The following is a 19,926-nucleotide window of genomic DNA, read 5'->3' on the forward strand; positions in this document are numbered from 1 at the left end:
CCACTGTTCGTCCATTTCCGCGCAGACGATGACGTCACTGCCCGGCTGTATGCGCGAGGTTACCGACTGCGGCCTGAGTTTTTTAAATGGCGGAAAATCGTGTTGAGGCCAACGCCCATAATGCGGGCGGTTGCCCGGCATCCAACGCCATTCATGGCCATATCAATGATTTTCTGGTGCGTACCGGGTTGAGAAGCGGTGTAAGTGAACTGCAGTTGCCATGTTTTACGGCAGTGAGAGCAGAGATAGCGCTGATGTCCGGCAGTGCTTTTGCCGTTACGCACCACCCCGTCAGTAGCTGAACAGGAGGGACAGCTGATAGAAACAGAAGCCACTGGAGCACCTCAAAAACACCATCATACACTAAATCAGTAAGTTGGCAGCATCACCGCCCGTGAGAAGTTAATTAAAGGTGCTAAAGCGCTTGGTCATAATATAAGAGTGGAAACCCAGGGGACTATCGGCACGGAAAACGAACTGCTGACAGAGGACATTTCTGCTGCTGATGTCGTGATTCTTGCTGTGGATGTAAAAATAAAAGGGGAGGAACGATTTTTAAATAAACGTATTGTGCGAGTGAAAACTGAAATTGTCATAAAGTCGCCCATTCAGTTTCTTGAAAAGGTCGAAAAATCATTAGTTAATAATAACCAGTAGCGATCCCCATTCTGGAGGGATTTCACATGAGTGAAAATAAAATTCCGCTATCTCAGGAAATAAAAAGACATTTATTAACGGGGATTTCGTGGATGATCCCGTTAATTGTTGCCGCCGGGATCTGTATTGCTCTCGGGCAAATACTTGGCGGTACTAACGTGGGTGAAAAAACAGGAACCATACCCTGGATGCTCAACCAGATTGGCGGCTGGGGGATGGGGTTAATCGTACCGCTGATTAGCGCGGCGATTGCGTACTCTATTGCTGACCGCCCCGGATTCGCACCGGGTCTGATTGTCGGCTTTGTCTGCGGTGAAATTCATACCGGTTTTATCGGCGGGATGCTGGGCGGTTTTCTGGTCGGTTATACCGTCCTGCTGCTCAAGCGCTATATCCGTTTGCCGCAGTCGATGCAGGGGTTGATGCCCATCATGGTGCTGCCGGTACTGAGTACCGTCATTGGCGGCCTGTTGATGATGACGCTCATTGGCAAACCGATAGCCTGGCTGCAGGACGCGTTGATTCATCTGCTGGAGTCCATGCAGGGCGGGTCACGCTTTTTAATGGGGGCCATCCTTGGCGCAATGGCGACATTCGACTTTGGCGGACCGGTGAATAAAACCATGTCGCTATTTGCTGACGGCATGTTGGTCAGCGGCGTGTACGGTCCGGAAGCGGTGAAGTTTGTCGGTTCGATAATCCCTCCGTTCGGCATTACGCTCTCCTTTTTGCTGACGCGTCACAAGTACACCCGTGCGGAGCGCGAGGCGCTGAAAGCGGCATTCCCGATGGGGATCTGCATGATTACCGAAGGGGTCATTCCCATTGCGGCGCGCGACCTGCTGCGCGTGGTGGGGTCCTGCGTGGTGGCCTCGGCGATAGCGGGCGGTCTGATTATGGTGTGGGGCGTCGAAAGCCCGGTACCGCACGGCGGCATGTTCGTGGTCCCGCTCTTTACACATCCGCTACTGTTTTGCCTGGCGCTGGGGATCGGCACGGTGATTTGCGGCGTCATGCTGTCGTTGTGGAAGAAGCCGGTGACCGAACGTGACGAAGAGTTTGATGAACTTAGCGATCAAAAGCTGAAAGACGAAGAGATCACCTTCACCCTGGAATAACCGGAGGCCGTATGTTTGCCGATATGAAAAGCATGGTGACGAAAGCCTGGCGCGAGCAGTACGCGCTGCTGGCCATCAACTGTATGAACCTGGAAAGCGCCCGTGCGGCGGTGCGGGTGGCTGAGAAACACCGTGCGCCCATCATTCTGAATCTGTATCAGGGGCATCTGGTCCATTTTCCTGCACCGATAGCGGTGGCGGTCGTCAAAACGCTGGCAGAGGAAGCGTCGATACCGGTCGCGCTGGCGCTGGATCATGGAAAGGACCCAGTACGCATTCGCCAGGCTTTTCGCGCCGGATTCAGCGGGTTAATGATCGACGCCTCTGCCTTTGCGCTGGAGGAGAACATTCGCCAGACCCGGGCGGTGGTCGAGCTCGCGGCCAGCGTTTCTCTGTGCGTGGAAGGTGAGCTGGGGCATCTGGCCGACGCCCCGCGCTATGATCACGCAGCTAACGCTGATTTGATGACCCAGGCCGCCGATGTGGAGCCCTTTATCCAACAGACCGGTATCGATTTACTGGCGGTCTCGGTCGGCACGGCACATGGTATGTACGCGCCCGGTGTCATACCCGCCATTGATTTCCAGCGACTGGAGGAAATTGCCCGTTTATCAACGGTGCCGCTGGCACTGCATGGCGGCAGCGGGACGCCGTTTGACCAGCTACAGCGCTGCCCGACGTTTGGCGTCGCCAAGATAAACGTTGGCGCGGCGGTTTTCGAAGCCGGAAAGGCTGCACTACTGCATACCCTGTGTCGCGACACATCCGGTGAACTCGTTGATGCCCTGGCCCTGATGGAGCAGGCCTGCGAGGAAGCCATTATTCCGTACCTGCAGGCCAGCGGCGCTATCGACAAAGCCTGATTCATTTTCTGTAACGCCTTCTATGCCTCTGCGACGACGCACTGGCAGGGCTTTCTACACCCTGAAACTGGAGAATTAACATGTTAGTTTCGATGAAAGAATTACTGCAACCTACCCGTCAGCACGGTTTCGCCATCGGCGCATTCAACGTGGCGGACAGCTGCTTTGTACGTGCAGTAGTGGAAGAAGCGGAAGCAACCAATACCCCGGCGATTATCTCCATTCACCCCAGCGAACATGATTTTGTAGGCGATGCGTTTTTTAGCTACGTCCGTGATATCACTCTGCGCAGCCCGGTTCCCTTTACTCTGCATCTGGACCACGGCGCTTCGGTCGAGCATGTCCTGCGGGCGATTCAGTGTGGGTTTACCTCGGTGATGATTGATGGCTCGCTGTTGCCGTATGAAGAGAACGTGGCGCTGACCCGCGAAGTGGTCAAGCTGGCGCATGCGGTAGGCGTTTCGGTGGAGGGGGAACTGGGTACGATTGGTCAAACCGGGACGTCAGTGGAAGGTGGCGTATCGAAGGTCACTTATACCGATCCTGATCAGGCACAGGATTTTATCGCCCGTACCGGCGCGGACACGCTGGCGGTGGCGATTGGAACTGCACACGGCATCTACCCGAAAGGGATGCAGCCAGAGCTGCAAATGCACATCCTGCGCGAGATTGCCGGGCGAGTGGACATTCCGCTGGTGCTGCATGGAGGTTCCGCGAACCCGGATGCGGAAATTGCCGAATCCGTTACGCTGGGCGTTGGCAAAATCAACATTTCCAGCGATATGAAATACGCTTACTTCCAGAAAGTCCGCGAAATCCTGGCGAAAGAAACCTGGTGGGACCCGAACGTTATTTACCCGGAAGCCATTAGCGCCGCGCGGGATGTGATCCGTCACAAAATGAAACTGTTCGGCTCAACCGGCAAAGCGTCACTTTACTAACCGCATACAGGCGGGGTGACCCGCCTTTTTCGCAACAAGGAAAAGTGGAATGAAGCGTTCACACATTAATTATGCCGTCGATAAAGCGCATGCCATCGCCGAGACTTTTCGGGTTTGCCTGCCTGACTTTGCGTATTTTACGGCTGATGCCTGGCGGCAACAGGATCACACTCTGTGGCGTGAAGTGCTCGATCTCCAACTGGGCTGGGATATAACCGACTTTGGGCGCGGAGATTTTGCGCAAACGGGGCTGACGTTACTGACGTTGCGCAATGGTCAGTTAGGGTCAGCCAGCTACCCCAAACCGTACGCCGAAAAGATGCTGCAGATTCAGCAGGATCAGCAGACGCCATGGCATTTTCATCGCCATAAAATGGAAGATATCGTTAACCGCGGCGGCGGTGATTTATGTATGCAGTTGGCGTGGGCTACGCCCGATGACGGGTATGATGCCCGGCGCATTGTTGAGGTTAGCGTCGATGGTCAGCGGCGTTCCGTTGACGCTGGCGAGACGCTGGTATTGAAACCGGGGCAGGGGGTATGCCTGCCGCCGCGGTTGTATCATCGCTTTTGGGCGGAGAAAGCGTTCGTGCTGGGCTGGGAGATCTCGATGGTCAATGACGACCTGCATGACAATCACTTCCTTGAGCCAGGCGGTCGCTTCCCGGCGATAGAAGAGGATGAGCCGGTGAAGTGGCTGTTGTGCAGTGAATATGCGCGCTTACAGCGATAAACGGCGACCCGGTCGGCAAATCGCCGCCGGGCCGTCAGATTTTACTGCGCAGCGGGTGGGGCGGTAACTTCACTACCGGATACCACGCCCGCCTGCATGGTTTGCGTTACCTGCTGTTTCTCCACGTTCACCGCATGCAATTGGCCGCTGACCGTTGGCTTGAGTGGCGCATCGGCATGAATATTGCCGCTGGCGGTAAGCTGGATGTTACCGTCGCCGGAAAGCGGCAGTGCGGGCCATCCCCACTGCTGCAGAATCGTCATTGGCACGCCGCGCCCGTTCAGGCTGACCTGAGTTTGACGCTGAGGCAACTGTGAAATACTGGCAGTGGCCTCCAGCAACCCTTTTTCCGTATAGGCGCTTAGTTCGCTGATATTGATGGTGCTGCTGTTCGCCGTCAGCGCCAGCGAAGGACGACGCACGTCGGTGCGGTTAAAGGTGCCGGCAGCGGCGTTGAGGTTAGCGCTCCCGCTCCAGATCCCCCACTGATTGTTCTGCACCAGCCCGAGGTTAGCACCGTAGCCGTCCAGCGCGGTGAGCTGCCATGGGAAGCTCGGGTCGATATCAATCACCAGATTACGGCTGGCGCTGAATTTCTTCAGCGTCAGGCTGGCTAGCCAGGCTGGTAGAGGTTTCATCCACAGCTGTTTCCAGTTTTCCGGCAGCGTGTACTCCAGACCGGCAATGGCGGCATCATCGAGGACCAGCGCTTTGTTGTTGCGCTGCCAGTTTCCGGATGTTCTGACCATTCCCCCTTCCCAGCGGGTGGTGAACTGACGCAGCGCTATGCCCTGCGGCGAGAACTCGGCGTTCATAATCGGATCGAAAAAGTGCAGAGAGCCGTAGATAAACTCGCTGGCGTTCATCGACAGTTTTCCTTCCTGAGTTTGCCAGTCGTCCTTGCTGAAGGTCATGTTGCGCAAGCTCAGATCGAGATCCGTCACCGCCCAGTCAGGGCCTTGCAGACGGGCATCTGTTACTTCCAGACGACCAATTTGCAGGGAAGGAATAGTGCTTAACGGAGCAAAAAACTCGGCCAGAGATTTGTCGCTTTGCAGCCGAATATCGTTCAGGCGCAGATTCTCTACTACCCAACTACCGTCGGCATTGCGTTGCGCCACGCCGGTTAATGCGCCACGCGCCACGTCTGCGCCAATATTGCTCAGCGTCACACGGTCGTGGTCAATACTGCCTTCAATCAATACGTTGGTCGTCGGGACGTCGTTCAGCGTCAACGAACTGGCGCTGAGCCGAATTTGCGCTTTACTCCCGAGAATTTTACCCGCCTCAGGACTCCAGGGAATGATTCCGCCGTTAACGCGCTGCGCGCTCAGGGTCCACTCGCTACCGGGACTGTTAAGCGCCATATCTTGCAATTGCAGGCGATCGGCCTGGAACGGCAGCGGCGCAGTTTGCTGGGAAAGATTCAGCGTGCCGTTTTGCAAAAGGATGGTGTCTACGTGCAGCGGGTCGGTGATTTGGCGGCTGCTCAGTCCAATATCGACCGTTTTGGCGACCAGCGTTGCGGGCTGACCATCCCGGCCAAAGGTGACGTTTTCCAGCAGAATATGGGAAGGAGAAGAAAACCGGTGATCGATGGCATCAAATGCCAGATGGTAGCTGCTGTTCTGCGAAACCCAGGCGCTGACGTGCTCTGCGCCCCAGCGGGTTTGCAGTAGAAAATATAAGCCGAGGATCGCCACTGCAAGGGCGATCAGCACGTAAAGAAGCAGCTTTCCAATAAATTTCATGGTCTTCCATCCCGCGAAGTGCACATAGTCAAGTTATGCACGATTTAGGCGCAATGCTCAAGGCGGGAATGGTGAAAGAGCGTTACAGCGGCGTTGATTCAGAATCAACGCCGCATTTTGCTTATTGCTTCTCTGGTGGGAACACCAGATTCAGAACGATAGCAGTAATACCGCCTGCGGCAATGCCGGAAGAGAGCAGGTTTTTCACCCAGTCCGGAGCGAACTGCAGGATCAGCGGCTGCTGGGAAACGCCGAGGCCGACGGCCAGCGACAGCGCGATAATCAGAATTGCGCGGCGGTTCAGCGGTTCGCGGGATACGATACGCACGCCGGATGCCGCGATAGTACCGAACATCACCAGCGTTGCGCCGCCGAGTACCGGCTCAGGAATATGCTGTACAAAACCGCTGACCGCCGGGAACAGGCCCAACGCGATCAGCATCAGCGCAACCACAAAACCAACGTAGCGGCTGGCAACACCTGTTAACTGAATAACCCCGTTGTTTTGTCCAAAGCAGGAGTTCGGGAAGGTGTTGAATACGGCTGAAACAAACGAGTTCAGACCGTTCGCCAGTACGCCGCCTTTCAGGCGTTTCATGTACAGCGGACCAGAAACGGGCTGCTCGGAGACATCGGAGGTGGCCGTAATATCACCGATGGTTTCCAGCGAGGTAATCATAAACACTAGCATCAGCGGCAGCAGTAAGCTCCAGTCGATACCCAGGCCATAATACAACGGCGTTGGCACCATCAGCAGGTCCTGACTTACCGGCGCGGTATTTTGCGGCAGCATATCCATAAACCACGCCAACAGGTAACCTGCCGCCATCGCAATCACCAGTGACGCAACGCGCAGGTACGGGTTGCGCTGGCGGTTAAGCAGGATAATCAGCGCCAGCACGACGCCTGCCAGCAGTAAATTCTTTGGTGCGCCAAAGGTGTTGTCGCTCATTGCCGCATAGCCGCCGCCAATCGACGTCAGCCCCACCTGAATCAGCGACAGGCCGATAATCATCACCACCACGCCTGAGACCAGCGGGGTAATGATACGACGCGCCAGATGCAGTACGCGTGAGATAACCATCTCAGTGCAGCTTGCCAGCATCAGTGTACCGAACAGCGCCGCCATCATGGTTGGGACATCTGCACCACCGGTTTTTAGCGCTGTACCGCCCATAATCAGTGGCGCAACAAAGTTAAAGCTGGTGCCCTGAATGGATAATAGCCCTGAGCCGACCGGCCCCCAGGCTTTGATCTGAATGATAGAAGCCACGCCGGAAGCGAACAGCGACATACTGATAATGTGTTGAGTATCCTGAGCCGGTAAACCGAGCGCCTGGCAAATTAACAGCGCTGGGGTGATTACCGCGACGAACATGGCCAGCAGGTGCTGACAGGCGGCAAACAGGGTCTGGGCTAGTGGGGGGCGATCTTCAAGACGGTAAATCAGTTCACTGTTGTGAGTCTGCGCAACCGGTTGCGCATTTGTTGACTCTACGGCGTTAACGGACATCAGAGGCAATCCCATGGTGGAAAAGCGGTGATTTTATCTGACCATGGCGGAAATGCAAACGTTTGCTACCAGGTGTTCTTAATATTTAAAACGGATAAACAAACATTTTTATATAACATTTCATGATTTTCTGCTTAAAATCCACACCGAAAACTCAATAAGAGCTAAAAATCGGTCTGGAATGCATCGTGCGTGATTGTGCTAAACGCACTAATGGAGTTGTAAATGTTTTATCTCGATACGTTATCAACGCTGGTTGCGGCAACCCTTGTGTTGCTGCTGGGACGTAAGCTCGTCCAGTCTGTTTCCTTCCTGAAAAAATACACCATTCCCGAACCTGTAGCTGGCGGATTGCTGGTGGCGATTGCGCTGCTGGTGCTGAAAAAAAGCATGGGTTGGGAAGTGAACTTCGATATGACCCTGCGCGATCCGCTGATGCTGGCATTCTTCGCCACTATCGGCCTGAACGCCAATATTGCCAGCCTGCGCGCGGGTGGCCGCGTGGTGGGTATCTTTCTGATTGTGGTTGTTGGCCTGCTGCTGATGCAAAACGCCATTGGTATTGGTATGGCGACTCTGCTGGGTCTGGATCCGCTGATGGGTCTGATCGCCGGTTCGATAACCCTCTCTGGCGGGCATGGAACCGGGGCCGCATGGAGCAAACTGTTTATTGAGCGCTATGGTTTCGCTAATGCGACGGAAGTGGCGATGGCTTGCGCAACGTTTGGCCTGGTGCTGGGCGGATTGATTGGCGGCCCGGTGGCCCGCTATCTGGTCAAACACTCTACCACGCCAGACGGCATGCCGGACGATCAGGCTGTGCCTACCGCATTTGAAAAGCCAGATGTCGGACGCATAATCACTTCGCTGGTGCTGATTGAAACCATTGCGCTGATCGCTATCTGTCTGACGGTGGGTAAAATCGTTGCACAAATGCTGGTCGGAACGGTGCTGGAACTGCCGACTTTCGTCTGCGTGCTGTTTGTTGGGGTGATCCTCAGTAACGGCCTGGCGTTAATGGGTTTTTATCGGGTGTTCGAGCGCGCAGTTTCGGTGTTGGGTAACGTTAGCCTGTCGCTGTTCCTGGCGATGGCGCTAATGAGTCTGAAGCTGTGGGAGCTGGCTTCTCTGGCCCTGCCGATGCTGGCAATCCTGGTTGTGCAGACCATTTTCATGGCGCTGTACGCGATATTCGTCACCTGGCGCATGATGGGTAAGAACTACGATGCCGCCGTGCTGGCAGCCGGACACTGCGGTTTTGGCCTCGGTGCGACACCCACGGCGATTGCCAACATGCAGGCAATTACAGAACGTTTTGGACCATCCCATATGGCGTTTCTGGTGGTGCCGATGGTGGGGGCGTTCTTTATCGATATCGTCAATGCGCTGGTGATTAAGCTGTATCTGCTGCTGCCGATTTTTGCGCAATAATGTCTGTGCGGCGGAGTCACATCCGCCGACGCTATGAATCTACTATGCGTTGGAGTAGCGCTCGGTTTCCGGCATCCAGCGTTCAATCAGCGCCACAGCCTGTTGCGGGTAACGTTCGTGAATATGACGGGCAATGCGCTGAACTTCCGGGATAATCGCCTGATCGCGCAGCAAATCTGCAACTTTGAATTCTGCCGTTCCGGTCTGGCGCGTACCCAACAGCTCGCCGGGCCCGCGGATCTCTAAATCTTTTTGCGCGATCACGAATCCGTCGTTGCTGTCGCGCAGAACTTGCAGGCGTTTTTGCGCGGTTTTTGACAGCGGCGATTTGTAGAGCAGGACGCAGTGGGAGGCCACCGCGCCACGACCTACGCGACCACGTAGCTGGTGCAACTGCGCCAGGCCCAAGCGCTCCGGGTTTTCAATAATCATCAGGCTGGCGTTAGGTACGTCTACGCCCACTTCAATCACCGTGGTGGCAACCAGCAGCTGCAGTTCGCCCTGCTTAAACGCCGCCATTACCGACTGCTTCTCTGCGGGCTTCATACGGCCGTGTACCAGGCCAATATTCAGTTCTGGCAGCACCAGTTTAAGCTCTTCCCACGTGGCTTCAGCGGCCTGAGCTTCTAACAAATCAGACTCCTCAATCAGCGTACAGACCCAGTACGCCTGGCGCCCTTCATGGGTACAAGCGTTGCGCACGCGGTCAATAATATCGCTGCGGCGGGTATCCGGAATCGCCACCGTGGTGACTGGCGTACGCCCCGGAGGGAGTTCGTCAATGACCGACGTGTCGAGATCGGCATAGGCGGTCATTGCCAGCGTGCGCGGGATTGGGGTGGCGGTCATGATTAGCTGGTGTGGATGGAAACCCTGCTGCTGACCTTTCTCCCACAGCGCCAGGCGCTGATGTACGCCAAAACGGTGCTGTTCGTCGATGATAACCAGTGCCAGTCCGTTGAACTGCACCTGTTCCTGGAAAATTGCGTGCGTGCCGACAATCATCTGCACCTCACCGCTGGCGATAGCTTCCTGCTGTGCCAGCCGCGCTTTGCCTTTCTGTTTACCTGCCAGCCAGCCAACTTCAATACCCAGTGGCGCGAACCAGTTGCGGAAGTTATTCGCGTGCTGCTCAGCCAGCAGTTCGGTGGGGGCCATCAGCGCAACTTGCTTACCATGTGCGATGGCACGTAGGGCGGCCAGCGCCGCAACCAGCGTTTTGCCGGAGCCGACATCGCCCTGCACCAGACGCATCATAGGGACATCCAGTGCCATATCGCGTTCGATCTCAGCGGTAACGCGGGCCTGGGCGCCGGTGGGTTTAAACGGTAGAGCCGCCAGCAGCTTATCTTTCAGCGCGTTGTTTGCGATCAGCGGCTGGGCGTGGAAACGTTGCGCCCCGGCGCGTAGTGCCAGCATGCTGAGGTTATGCGCCAGCAATTCTTCCAGAATCAGACGTCGCTGTGCTGGATGCTGACCGGTTTCCAGATCGCTCAACTGCAGTGACGGCGGTGGACGGTGCAATGTGCGCAGAGCTTCTGGCAGGCTCATCATACCTTGCAACAACTCTGGCGGCAGCAGTTCGGCAATGGCGCAGGTATCGAGCAGGTCCAGAGCTTGATCGGTCAGTTTGCGCAGCGTGGCCTGCTTCACGCCTTCGGTGGTTGGATACACCGGCGTGAGCGTTTCCTGCAATTCCGGCGTGCTGAGATCGCCCTGCACGCGATACTCCGGGTGGATCATCTCTGCGCCGTATTTTCCGCGTTTGGCTTCGCCATAGGCCAGCACCCGGCGACCGGTGGCGAGACTATTTTTCATTGCGGCGCTGAAGTTGAAAAAGCGCATGGTGAGAATGCCGGAGCCATCACTGATCTGACAGGTCATCATCCGGCGTCCGCCGAAGGTGATATTGCAGTTCAGCACTTCGCCTTCTACGGTGGCGTAAACGCCCGGCAGCAGTTCGCCAATCGGGTACAGGTGCGTGCGGTCTTCGTAACGCAGAGGGAGGTGGAGCAGAAGGTCCTGCACGGTGTGCAGGCCAATTTTCGCCAGTTTACTGCTTTGCGCTGCGCCAACGCCGGTCAGAGAATTGAGTGGGATGGCATCCAGTAAACGGCCTTTCATCGCGTTTATCTCGCAGATTGCATAGTGGCCCACCACGTTGCATCGGCTTCAATTTCGCCCTGCGTGTTTACGTGGGGGTAGGGAAGACCTTTGCGCTTAGCGACATTCGCCAGCACCGGATAACCGCCTTCAAACAGCAAACGCTGCTGCTCATCTTGCGCCAGCATGCTGTTTTCTCGTTGGTACATGCCGGCGTTTTGCCGCTGGCGCTGTGCTTCGTACAGAATCAGCGCGGAGGCGACCGAAACGTTCAGCGATTGCACCATGCCAGTCATGGGAATGATGATGTCCTGATCCGCCAGATCCAACGCTTCCTGAGTGATGCCGGTTTTCTCCTGACCCATCAGGATGCAGGTGGGGCGCGTGTAATCAATCTCGCGAAAATCCACGGCTTTATCTGACAGATGTGTTGCCAGAACCTGCATGCCCTGGTTTTTTAAATGTGTGACCGCATCGCCAATAGTGCGGTGAGTCTTCACCTGTACCCAACTGTTGCTGCCTGCGGCAGAAGAGGCCATGGTGCGCATACGGCTACCAGGCCAGACGGCGTGGACTTCATGCACGCCGACCGCGTCTGCAGTACGAATGATTGCAGAAACGTTATGAGGTTTGTGGACCTGCTCCATGCAGACGGTCAGATCGGGCTGACGACGTGCGAGCATCTCGCAAATACGTGCATAACGTTGAGTATTCATAAAACGTGTTCTAGTTACGGTTACGGGTGACTTTTATCACGTCCGGCATGACGCGGATTTTGCGCATGATATTCGCCAGGTGCACGCGATCGCGAGCGGTCAGGCGAATAAAGGCGCTATAGACGCGGCCATCTTTCTCTTCCGTATTCAGACTTTGAATGTTGGAGGTGGTCGTGTTGATTGCCGCCGTCAGGTTCGCCAGAGCACCCTGGTGGTTAAACATATCCACCTTAATCTCGGTGATGAACTCCTGCTCTGTCTCTTTATCCCATTCCACCGCCATAAACTTCTCTGGCTCTTTTTGATAGCCACGAATGTTACGGCAGGATTCATGGTGAATCACCAGACCTTTACCCGGGCTGACGTGGGCAATGATTGGATCGCCAGGAATCGGACGACAGCATTTCGCGAAGGTGATCAGCACGCCATCTGCGCCTTTGATCGGCAGATGACCGTGACCAGATTGCGCTGGCACGTTTGCCGTTGCTTCGCCCTGCTGGAGGTTTTTCGCTACCACCACGCTCATGGCGTTACCCAGACCGATTTCCGCGAGCAGATCGTCAAGGGTGGCGAGCTTCATGCGTTCAAGCTCACGCTGGATGCTCTCTGGCGGGATCTCAGCCAGTTTACGGCTACCGCCTAAGGCATGGTTGAGCAGTCGACGACCCAGACTGACGGAATCATCGCGCTTGAGGTTTTTCAGCAGTTGGCGAATTTTTGCGCGCGCTTTCGAACTGACGACGAAGTTGAGCCACGCTGCATTCGGACGGGCGCCCGGAGCGGTAATAATCTCAACGGTCTGTCCGCTAAAGAGCGGCTGCGAAAGCGGGTAAGGTTGTCTGTCGACGCGTGCGCCGACGCAGGCGTGACCGATATCGGTATGCACGGCGTAGGCGAAGTCGACAGGCGTTGCACCGGCAGGCAGTTCGACAATGCGCCCTTCCGGTGTGAAAACATAAATCTCATCCGGGAAGAGATCAGATTTGACGCTTTCAATAAATTCAAACGAGCTACCGGCGCTCTGCTGCAGTTCCAGCAGGCTCTGCATCCAGCGTTGAGCGCGGATTTGTGCGGTGGTGCTGCTTTCGCCGCCGTGCTCTTTGTAAGCCCAGTGCGCTGCTACACCCATCTCTGCCATCTGGTCCATGTCTTCGGTACGAATCTGTACTTCAACCGGGACGCCGTGAGGGCCGATCATTGAGGTGTGCAAAGACTGATATCCGTTCGCTTTCGGAATGGCGATATAGTCTTTCACGCGACCAGGACGAGGTTTGTACAGGCTGTGCATCTGGCCGAGTACGCGATAACAGGTATCGGAATCATGAACGATAACGCGAAAAGCGTAGATATCCATGATGGAGTGAAAACGCTGCTCTTTGAGCACCATTTTGCAGTAAATAGAGTACAGGTGCTTCTCGCGGCCACTTACGCGACACGGAATGCCTGCCTCCTGTAAACGCCCTTCGATTTCCGAGAGGATTTTTTGGATCATCTCTTTGCGGTTGCCACGAGCGGCTTTAACCACTTCTTTAATCACGCGATAGCGGTTCGGGTACAGCGCTTCAAAACCCAGCTCTTCCAGCTCGGTTTTAATGTGATGAATACCTAAACGGTGTGCCAGCGGACTATAGATTTCGAGGGTTTCACGGGCGATGCGGCGACGCTTGTCCGGGCGTAATGAGCCCAGCGTGCGCATGTTGTGGGTACGGTCAGCGAGTTTGATGAGAATGACGCGGATATCCTGCACCATCGCCATAATCATCTTGCGAAAGTTTTCAGCTTGCGCCTCTTTCTTATCGCGAAACTTAAGCTTATCAAGTTTCGACACCCCTTCTACCAGTTCAGCAACGCTTTTACCAAAAAGCTGTTCCATGTCCTGGTAGGTGGCAGGGGTATCTTCAATCACGTCATGCAGCAGTGCAGCCATCAGCGTTTCATAGTCGAGTTTCATCTCGGCCAGAATGCAGGCTACCGCTACCGGGTGCGTGATATAGGGTTCACCGCTTGAACGTGTCTGGCCCTCGTGAGCGTCACGTGCAACGAGATACGCCTGCCGAAGACGCTTAATCTGGTCTTCCGGCAGGTAGTTTTGAATCAGTTGATTCAGGCTTTCAAACAGATACAAGGGCGACCCGCTTTGTGATTAACGACGACCTTCAGCAATAGCGGTAACGGCTTGTAATTCAGCGGCTTCCTGCTCTTGCTGTTCCTGGCGCTCACGCACGTCGAGGATCTGGTTGTTGATCAGACCTTCTTCGATTTCGCGCAGCGCGATAACGGTAGTTTTATCGTTTTCTTCCGGTACGAGCGGATCCTTTCCGCCTACCTGCATCTGACGAGCGCGACGCGCGGCGACCAGTACCAGGTCAAAACGGTTACCAATTTTCTCTACAGCGTCCTGAACAGTTACGCGTGCCATACTTAAAATGCTCCACAGGTGAAGAAATGACTGGGCATGATACTGAATGTGGGTTCAGTCTGCCAACAGTTTGCTGATTAAAGCGTCATGACGCTGCTTTTGGCGGCTCATGCGCAGACGTTCGGCGCGAATGATAGTTTTCAAATCGCCCAGGGCGGTATCGAAATCATCATTCACAATAAGATAATCATATTCGGCGTAATGGCTCATTTCTGCAACAGCTTGCGCCATACGTTTTGCGATCACGTCTTCGCTATCCTGACCGCGGCCACGAAGACGGCGATCCAGCTCAATCTTAGATGGCGGCAAAATAAAAATACTGCGCGCATGCGGCATTTTTTGACGAATTTGCTGCGCACCTTGCCAGTCGATATCTAAAAAGACGTCTACGCCGGATGCTAATACTTGCTCAATGGTCTCACGCGAGGTGCCGTAGTAATTACCGAAAACCTCAGCGTGTTCCAGGAACGCGTCTCTGCCAATCATGGTTCTGAATTCGTCATGGTTCACAAAAAAATAGTGTTCACCGTGCACTTCCCCCGGGCGCGGTGCGCGCGTGGTGTGCGAAACAGAAACCTGGGTGTCATACAACGGTTGGGTCTTTAATAAAGCCTGAATCAGGCTGGATTTACCCGCGCCACTGGGGGCAGAAACAATATAAAGCGTGCCTTGAGCCATGAGTATCTTAATGTATGTGATTGTCGAAAGAGAGCCTACATACGGGCTTATTATACACGTAGCCGCTATGTGACGTAGCCCTTGTCACACTTTTTGCGCATGTTTATTGCGTTTTGCGTACCAGTTTCCTGTTTTATCCGCGATTTGCAGCAATTCGTGCAAATGTCAGGAACGTTGCTCGCAGGATGATTTTTTGCCGCTCTGTTTCCATTTCAATTCGCGTTATATCTGCCGGGAAACGTATGGTTCAGCGGAGATAGCATGGGATTATGGAAATGCATAGGGCTGGTTTTGCTAATGTGGTATCTACCCTCATGGGCGGTATGCCCCGTCTGGTCGCCTACCAGGGCACAAGAGGAAATTTCACGACTACAGCAGCAGATAACACAGTGGAATGACAGTTACTGGAAACAAGGGGAAAGTGTCGTAGACGACGCCGTTTATGACCAGCTCAATGCGCAGCTCATCCAGTGGCAGCGCTGTTTTGGCGATGAAGCCCCACCAGATCTATCTGCGCCCCCAATAAGTGGAACCGTCTCGCACACCGTTCCCCACACGGGAGTTCGAAAACTTGCCGATAAGCAAGCGCTACAGCAATGGATGCATGCTCGTAGCGATCTCTGGGTGCAGCCGAAGGTGGATGGCGTGGCGGTCACGCTGGTTTATCGCAATGGAAATCTGATACGGGCGATTAGCCGTGGTAACGGTCTGAAAGGCGAAGACTGGACGCAAAAGGTTCTTCAGATCCCTTCCGTTCCACGTACTACCAGCGGGCTGCTTTCTAACAGTACGTTGCAGGGGGAGATATTTTTGCAGCAACAAGGGCATATTCAGCAGCAGAGAGGGGGAATGAACGCCCGCTCAAAGGTTGCTGGAATGATGATGCGCCAGAGCAACCCGGAAATGTTACGCTCGCTGGCTATTTTTATCTGGGCCTGGCCTGATGGTCCAGTTGCCATGTCGGAAAGACTTGAGCAACTCACTGCTGCCGGGTTCAGTTTCACGCAACGATATACTCAGGCCGTGAAGAGTGCGGATGACGTCGAGAAGGTGCGCGCCATGTGCTGGACTTCAGCGTTACCTTTTGTGACGGATGGTGTGGTGGTGCGAACGGGAAAAGAACCGCGGGCGCAATACTGGCTACCCGGACAGGGAGACTGGCTGGCAGCGTGGAAATATCCTCCCGTGGCCAGGGTATCTGAGGTGACGGGTATTCAGTTTTCCGTTGGCAAAAGCGGGAAAATTGCGGTGGTTGCATTGCTGGTCCCCGTCATGCTGGATGATAAGCGGGTGCAGCGCGTCAATATTGGCTCAGTACGGCGCTGGAATGAATGGGATATTGCGCCTGGCGATCAGATTCTGATAAGTCTGGCCGGACAGGGGATTCCCCGTATAGATGAGGTGGTCTGGCGCAGCACCCAGCGTAATAAGCCAGCACCACCTGAGGGGCGCTTCAATTCACTAACTTGTTTTTATGCCACAGCGGAGTGTCAGGAACAGTTTGTTGCCAGGCTCGTCTGGCTGGGGGCCAAAGATGTGTTAGGGCTGGAGGGTATGGGCGAGGCGGGATGGCGGGAGCTACATCAGACGTATCGCTTTGAACATATCTTTTCCTGGCTTGGATTAACGCAGGAGCAGCTACAGTCCACATTTGGCGTGAACAAAGGGGGGAAGCTGTGGCATCAGTTCAATCTGTCACGCCATCTTCCATTTACGCGCTGGGTGATTGCCATGGGAATACCGTTAACACAGGCAACGTTGAATGCCAGTCGGGATGGATCGTGGCAGCAGTTACGGGAACGCAGTGAACAAAGCTGGCGGCAACTTCCTTTCATGGGGGAGCGACGGGCACGACAGGTTATTCAGTGGCTGGAGGATAAAGAGATCACAGCGCTGAGCAACTGGTTAGCTGCTCAGCGGATCACGGGCTTTATGCCTTAATGGCCTTCATGGCGATAGTAAAATACCGGCAGCCCCAACTTCAGGCGCAGCGCCAGCAGTCGGGCGGTAAAGCCAAAGAGCAGGGTAGAGATCACCACCACATCGTGGCTGGAGACATAATGTTGCAGCACGATATACAGCACGGCTGCGGCAAATGAAACGCCGGCATACAATTCTTTCTGGAATACTAACGGGATGCGTTTGCAGAACATGTCACGTAATACACCACCAAAGACTCCGGTAGTGACCGCCGCGACCACGGCAATAATCGGTCCATGACCCATATCCAGCGCCACCTGGGCGCCAATAATAGAAAAGACCACCAGGCCCAGCGCATCCAGGACGAGGAATATTTTACGCAGATAGGGCATGACGGGGGCAATAATGGTGGTGAGTACCGCAGCGGTCGCCACGATAATGACGTATTCAGGGTGCTTTACCCAGCCGAGCGGATAGTGGCCGAGAAGAATGTCGCGTACCGAGCCGCCGCCAATGGCCGTCGCGGTGGCAATGATAATGACGCCAAATGTATCCATACGACGACGCCCAGCCGCAAGCGCACCGGTCATGGCTTCGGCAGTAATACCAATTAAATATAAAACGTGTAATAGCATGTATTCCCCCTGATTTGCTGGGGCTAAGGTTAACGATTTGTGCGCATTGTCACGATTGAGATTTTCTAAGGTGAAGCTATTTTAATAACTACAGCTAATGTGATTTTGCTGTAAATGCGTTATGGCATGCGCTTTACTTTATGAATGGTGACAATAAATGATGAGAAAATATAATTCGAACTGGATGGGTCACAACCGAAGTGTTGGGAAAAACACGTAGCCCCGTCGTTTATGGGTGGGCTACGTATCATATTTCACCCAAACTATCACCCTCGACCAATGGACAAATTGACACTCCGGTTCGTATTTCAGTCATACCTTGAATGTTGCAGCGAGAGATTAGTAGGTGTGGTATGTGCTTTGGTGCGCTGCAAAAATGATATTTCTTAGAACCACTACACTCCAGATGTCATTGGGGAAGTTATTCTGAGTAAAGTCTGATATTCAGCGGCTTCTATTCTGAAAAATGACTTCCTCAGCTATCGCTTCTATGTGGATGGGTGCATTTACAGCAAAATCTTCAGCATTTAGTGCGTTGGAATGCTAGGTATGAGCGTAAGAGAAGAAATTCAGGATGGCAGAGAGGCTGGAAATTTAAGAAGCGGGATAATATACACCGAAGTTTTGGGGTGGATAGATATGGGACATGCTCGAGGAGATGATGTCAGAAAGTTACTCTCGGATATGCACCAAGGCGAGCATTCATGAGAACAGTGATACCTTACAGCGATTTTAGTTCTGGTAACGTTAAAATAGTTTCCAGAGATGGAACGGTCGTTAACTGGTAAAAAAGGGAAACATATGAAACAGGCAGTCATAATAGTGCTGATGGTAATAGCTATATGCAGCTCTTATTTCTGGCCTAATATTAAAATGAGACTTGCAGGTAACGCACAATATACAGAGTTTGATAAAGCCAAATATGATTATTACACTCCCCAAGTTTTAAAAAAAATGCCGAGAATATCCCAAGTGTATGACTTTAATTATACGAACATTTCTGGTCCTAAGGCTGATGTATGGAGTGTGACGTTCCATGATACCAGGGATACGGGGAGGATTAGTAAGTATCTCTCAATGGCGGGCTATGAAAAACAGGTAAAATGCGATGTTGATCTTGACCCTCCATCTCCGAACAGCTTTTGTATCTTAAGTTAACGATGTCCGCTGCCGCCGGTATTCCCTCGGGGAGTGATATCCCAGCGCGCTGTGCGGGTGGTTTTCATTGTAATGCGTGAACGCTACTGCAAGGTTTCGCAGTGCTGTTCTCACATCCGGTTTTGGCATGAACGCGATATAGTCTTCTTTCATCGTTTTCACGAACCGTTCGGCCATGCCATTACTCTGCGGGCTGCTCACCGCTGTTGTGCAGGGCTCCAGATTCAGCTCTCTCGCGAACCTCCGCGTTTCATACGCGGTATACGCTGAACCGTTATCCGTCAGCCACTGCACCGCTGTGTCGGGCAACCTGTCGCCGAAGCGCTTTTCCACCGACCTCAGCATCACATCCTGCACGGTCGAACTGTCATAGCCTCCCGTGCTTGCTGCCCAGTCTATGGCCTCACGGTCGCAGCAGTCCAGCGCGAACGTTACCCGCAGTTTTTCGCCGTTGTCGCAGCCGAACTCGAAGCCATCTGAACACCAGCGCATATCGCTTTCTGCCACCGCTATCTTGCCCTTATGTTCACGCTTCGGTCGCTCTGGTTTGTGATGCAACAACAACAGGTTATGCTCACGCATTATCCTGTAAAGCCGTTTGGCATTCACAGGTAGCTGTCCCTCTGTGCGACGTTGCTTGCGCAGGATGCCCCACACGCGTCGATAACCATAACTCGGCATATCGCTGATAATGTTGAGGATAGCCGACAGTATTTCTGCGTCTGCTTCTTCATTACGCCGGTTACAGCGCCTGTCCTGCCAGTCGGCAGAACGGTTAATCCGCAGTGACAGTTGCGCACGCGACACGCCCATGGTCCGGCAGACCATGGCTATTCCCCGTCCTTTGGCAACAAGGGCGCGTGCGCTATCCATTTTCGCGACTGACCGTACTCCACGGCTTCTTTCAGGATCTCAACTTCCATCGTCTTCTTGCCCAGAAGGCGCTGAAGCTCCCGGACCTGCTTCAGAGCAGCAGTAAGCTCAGAAGCAGGAACGACTTCCTCTCCAGCCGCAACGGCGGTGAGGCTGCCTTCCTGATATTGCTTCTTCCACTTAAACAGCAGGCTGGGCTGGATACCATGCAGGCGGGCGACATGGGAGACATTCATACCCGGCTCCATCGTCTGCTGGATAATGGCGATCTTCTCCTGAGGAGTTTTACGTTTACGGACTTCTTGCCCTAACAGGATCCCGGTCATCTCAAAATTGGCGTTAGTGTTAGACATATATTCAAGCCTATCTCTTATCTGGAGATACAGCTACTGTCCGGTGTTTCAGGGGGCTACATCA

At 54.1% G+C, this 19,926-nt stretch carries 17 protein-coding genes and 1 pseudogene; 8 read left to right on the plus strand and 10 right to left on the minus strand.

Translation table 11 applies throughout. From position 1 onward, the window contains the following. Window positions 1–335, minus strand: a pseudogene (locus OGV38_RS08905) (IS1-like element IS1B family transposase); the annotation flags it as partial. Window positions 336–384: 49 nt separating this feature from the next. Here OGV38_RS08905 and OGV38_RS08910 point away from each other — a divergent pair. The 5 genes from OGV38_RS08910 to OGV38_RS08930 all read left to right on the plus strand — a co-directional run bounded on the left by OGV38_RS08910 (window position 385) and on the right by OGV38_RS08930 (window position 4,312). Beyond that, window positions 385–657: a PTS fructose transporter subunit IIB gene (locus OGV38_RS08910; protein ID WP_286473202.1), complete on the plus strand. Its 273-nt coding sequence runs from the start codon at window positions 385–387 to the stop codon at window positions 655–657. 26 nt (window positions 658–683) lie between these two features. Then, the gene (locus OGV38_RS08915) at window positions 684–1,775 is read left to right on the plus strand and encodes a PTS fructose transporter subunit IIC (RefSeq protein WP_016157774.1); all 1,092 of its coding nucleotides are present in this window, start codon (window positions 684–686) and stop codon (window positions 1,773–1,775) included. Window positions 1,776–1,786: 11 nt separating this feature from the next. Next, window positions 1,787–2,638, plus strand: a complete 852-nt coding sequence (locus OGV38_RS08920) for a class II fructose-bisphosphate aldolase (protein ID WP_269519216.1) — start codon at window positions 1,787–1,789, stop codon at window positions 2,636–2,638. Window positions 2,639–2,718: 80 nt separating this feature from the next. Next, window positions 2,719–3,579 (plus strand): ketose-bisphosphate aldolase, encoded by an 861-nt coding sequence (locus OGV38_RS08925; protein WP_016155012.1) that lies wholly within the window; start codon window positions 2,719–2,721, stop codon window positions 3,577–3,579. 49 nt (window positions 3,580–3,628) lie between these two features. Beyond that, complete coding sequence (locus OGV38_RS08930) at window positions 3,629–4,312, plus strand: D-lyxose/D-mannose family sugar isomerase (RefSeq protein ID WP_016155011.1); 684 nt, start codon at window positions 3,629–3,631, stop codon at window positions 4,310–4,312. A 41-nt stretch (window positions 4,313–4,353) separates the two neighbouring features. Here OGV38_RS08930 and OGV38_RS08935 read toward each other — a convergent pair whose 3' ends face one another. Continuing rightward, window positions 4,354–6,063 (minus strand): AsmA family protein, encoded by a 1,710-nt coding sequence (locus tag OGV38_RS08935; protein ID WP_286473199.1) that lies wholly within the window; start codon window positions 6,061–6,063, stop codon window positions 4,354–4,356. Window positions 6,064–6,184: 121 nt separating this feature from the next. Continuing rightward, complete coding sequence (gene xanP / locus OGV38_RS08940) at window positions 6,185–7,576, minus strand: xanthine/proton symporter XanP (protein ID WP_003024026.1); 1,392 nt, start codon at window positions 7,574–7,576, stop codon at window positions 6,185–6,187. 225 nt (window positions 7,577–7,801) lie between these two features. On the opposite strand from xanP, the gene gltS reads away from it, so the two are divergent. Further along, the gene (gene gltS, locus OGV38_RS08945) at window positions 7,802–9,007 is read left to right on the plus strand and encodes a sodium/glutamate symporter (RefSeq protein WP_016155009.1); all 1,206 of its coding nucleotides are present in this window, start codon (window positions 7,802–7,804) and stop codon (window positions 9,005–9,007) included. A 42-nt stretch (window positions 9,008–9,049) separates the two neighbouring features. Here the strand turns inward: gltS and recG are convergent, their stop codons facing one another. Genes recG through gmk form a run of 5 tightly spaced genes read right to left on the minus strand, consistent with a single transcriptional unit; the run spans window position 9,050 to window position 14,923 of the window. Continuing rightward, complete coding sequence (gene recG, locus OGV38_RS08950; RefSeq protein ID WP_016155008.1) at window positions 9,050–11,131, minus strand: ATP-dependent DNA helicase RecG; 2,082 nt, start codon at window positions 11,129–11,131, stop codon at window positions 9,050–9,052. A 5-nt stretch (window positions 11,132–11,136) separates the two neighbouring features. After that, window positions 11,137–11,826, minus strand: coding sequence for a tRNA (guanosine(18)-2'-O)-methyltransferase TrmH (gene trmH, locus OGV38_RS08955; protein WP_029139711.1), 690 nt, complete (start codon window positions 11,824–11,826; stop codon window positions 11,137–11,139). Window positions 11,827–11,836: 10 nt separating this feature from the next. Next, window positions 11,837–13,951 (minus strand): bifunctional GTP diphosphokinase/guanosine-3',5'-bis pyrophosphate 3'-pyrophosphohydrolase, encoded by a 2,115-nt coding sequence (gene spoT / locus OGV38_RS08960; protein ID WP_003024038.1) that lies wholly within the window; start codon window positions 13,949–13,951, stop codon window positions 11,837–11,839. Between the two features lie 18 nt (window positions 13,952–13,969). Next, on the minus strand, window positions 13,970–14,245 hold the full coding sequence (gene rpoZ / locus OGV38_RS08965; protein WP_000135058.1) for a DNA-directed RNA polymerase subunit omega: 276 nt from the start codon (window positions 14,243–14,245) through the stop codon (window positions 13,970–13,972). Between the two features lie 54 nt (window positions 14,246–14,299). Continuing rightward, entirely contained in the window at window positions 14,300–14,923 is a 624-nt protein-coding gene (gene gmk / locus OGV38_RS08970) for a guanylate kinase (RefSeq protein WP_019078035.1), read from the minus strand. A gap of 261 nt (window positions 14,924–15,184) precedes the next feature. Here gmk and ligB point away from each other — a divergent pair, with 261 nt between their 5' ends. Then, window positions 15,185–16,864: an NAD-dependent DNA ligase LigB gene (gene ligB / locus OGV38_RS08975; RefSeq protein WP_286473200.1), complete on the plus strand. Its 1,680-nt coding sequence runs from the start codon at window positions 15,185–15,187 to the stop codon at window positions 16,862–16,864. Here the strand turns inward: ligB and OGV38_RS08980 are convergent. Continuing rightward, the gene (locus tag OGV38_RS08980) at window positions 16,861–17,478 is read right to left on the minus strand and encodes a trimeric intracellular cation channel family protein (RefSeq protein WP_003024049.1); all 618 of its coding nucleotides are present in this window, start codon (window positions 17,476–17,478) and stop codon (window positions 16,861–16,863) included. The genes ligB and OGV38_RS08980 overlap by 4 nt on opposite strands. Window positions 17,479–18,279: 801 nt before the next feature. Here OGV38_RS08980 and OGV38_RS08985 point away from each other — a divergent pair. After that, the gene (locus tag OGV38_RS08985; protein ID WP_286473201.1) at window positions 18,280–18,636 is read left to right on the plus strand and encodes a hypothetical protein; all 357 of its coding nucleotides are present in this window, start codon (window positions 18,280–18,282) and stop codon (window positions 18,634–18,636) included. Here the strand turns inward: OGV38_RS08985 and OGV38_RS08990 are convergent. Beyond that, window positions 18,628–19,835 (minus strand): IS3 family transposase gene (locus OGV38_RS08990; protein ID WP_117086587.1). Its coding sequence is split into 2 segments (ribosomal slippage): window positions 18,628–19,514 and window positions 19,514–19,835, totalling 1,209 coding nucleotides; the frame shifts between segments, so codons are not numbered across the junction. The genes OGV38_RS08985 and OGV38_RS08990 overlap by 9 nt on opposite strands. Between the last annotated feature and the right edge of the window lie 91 nt (window positions 19,836–19,926).

Origin of the sequence: Citrobacter sp. Cb080, assembly GCF_030334745.1 — a bacterium.
GTDB lineage: Bacteria > Pseudomonadota > Gammaproteobacteria > Enterobacterales > Enterobacteriaceae > Citrobacter > Citrobacter braakii.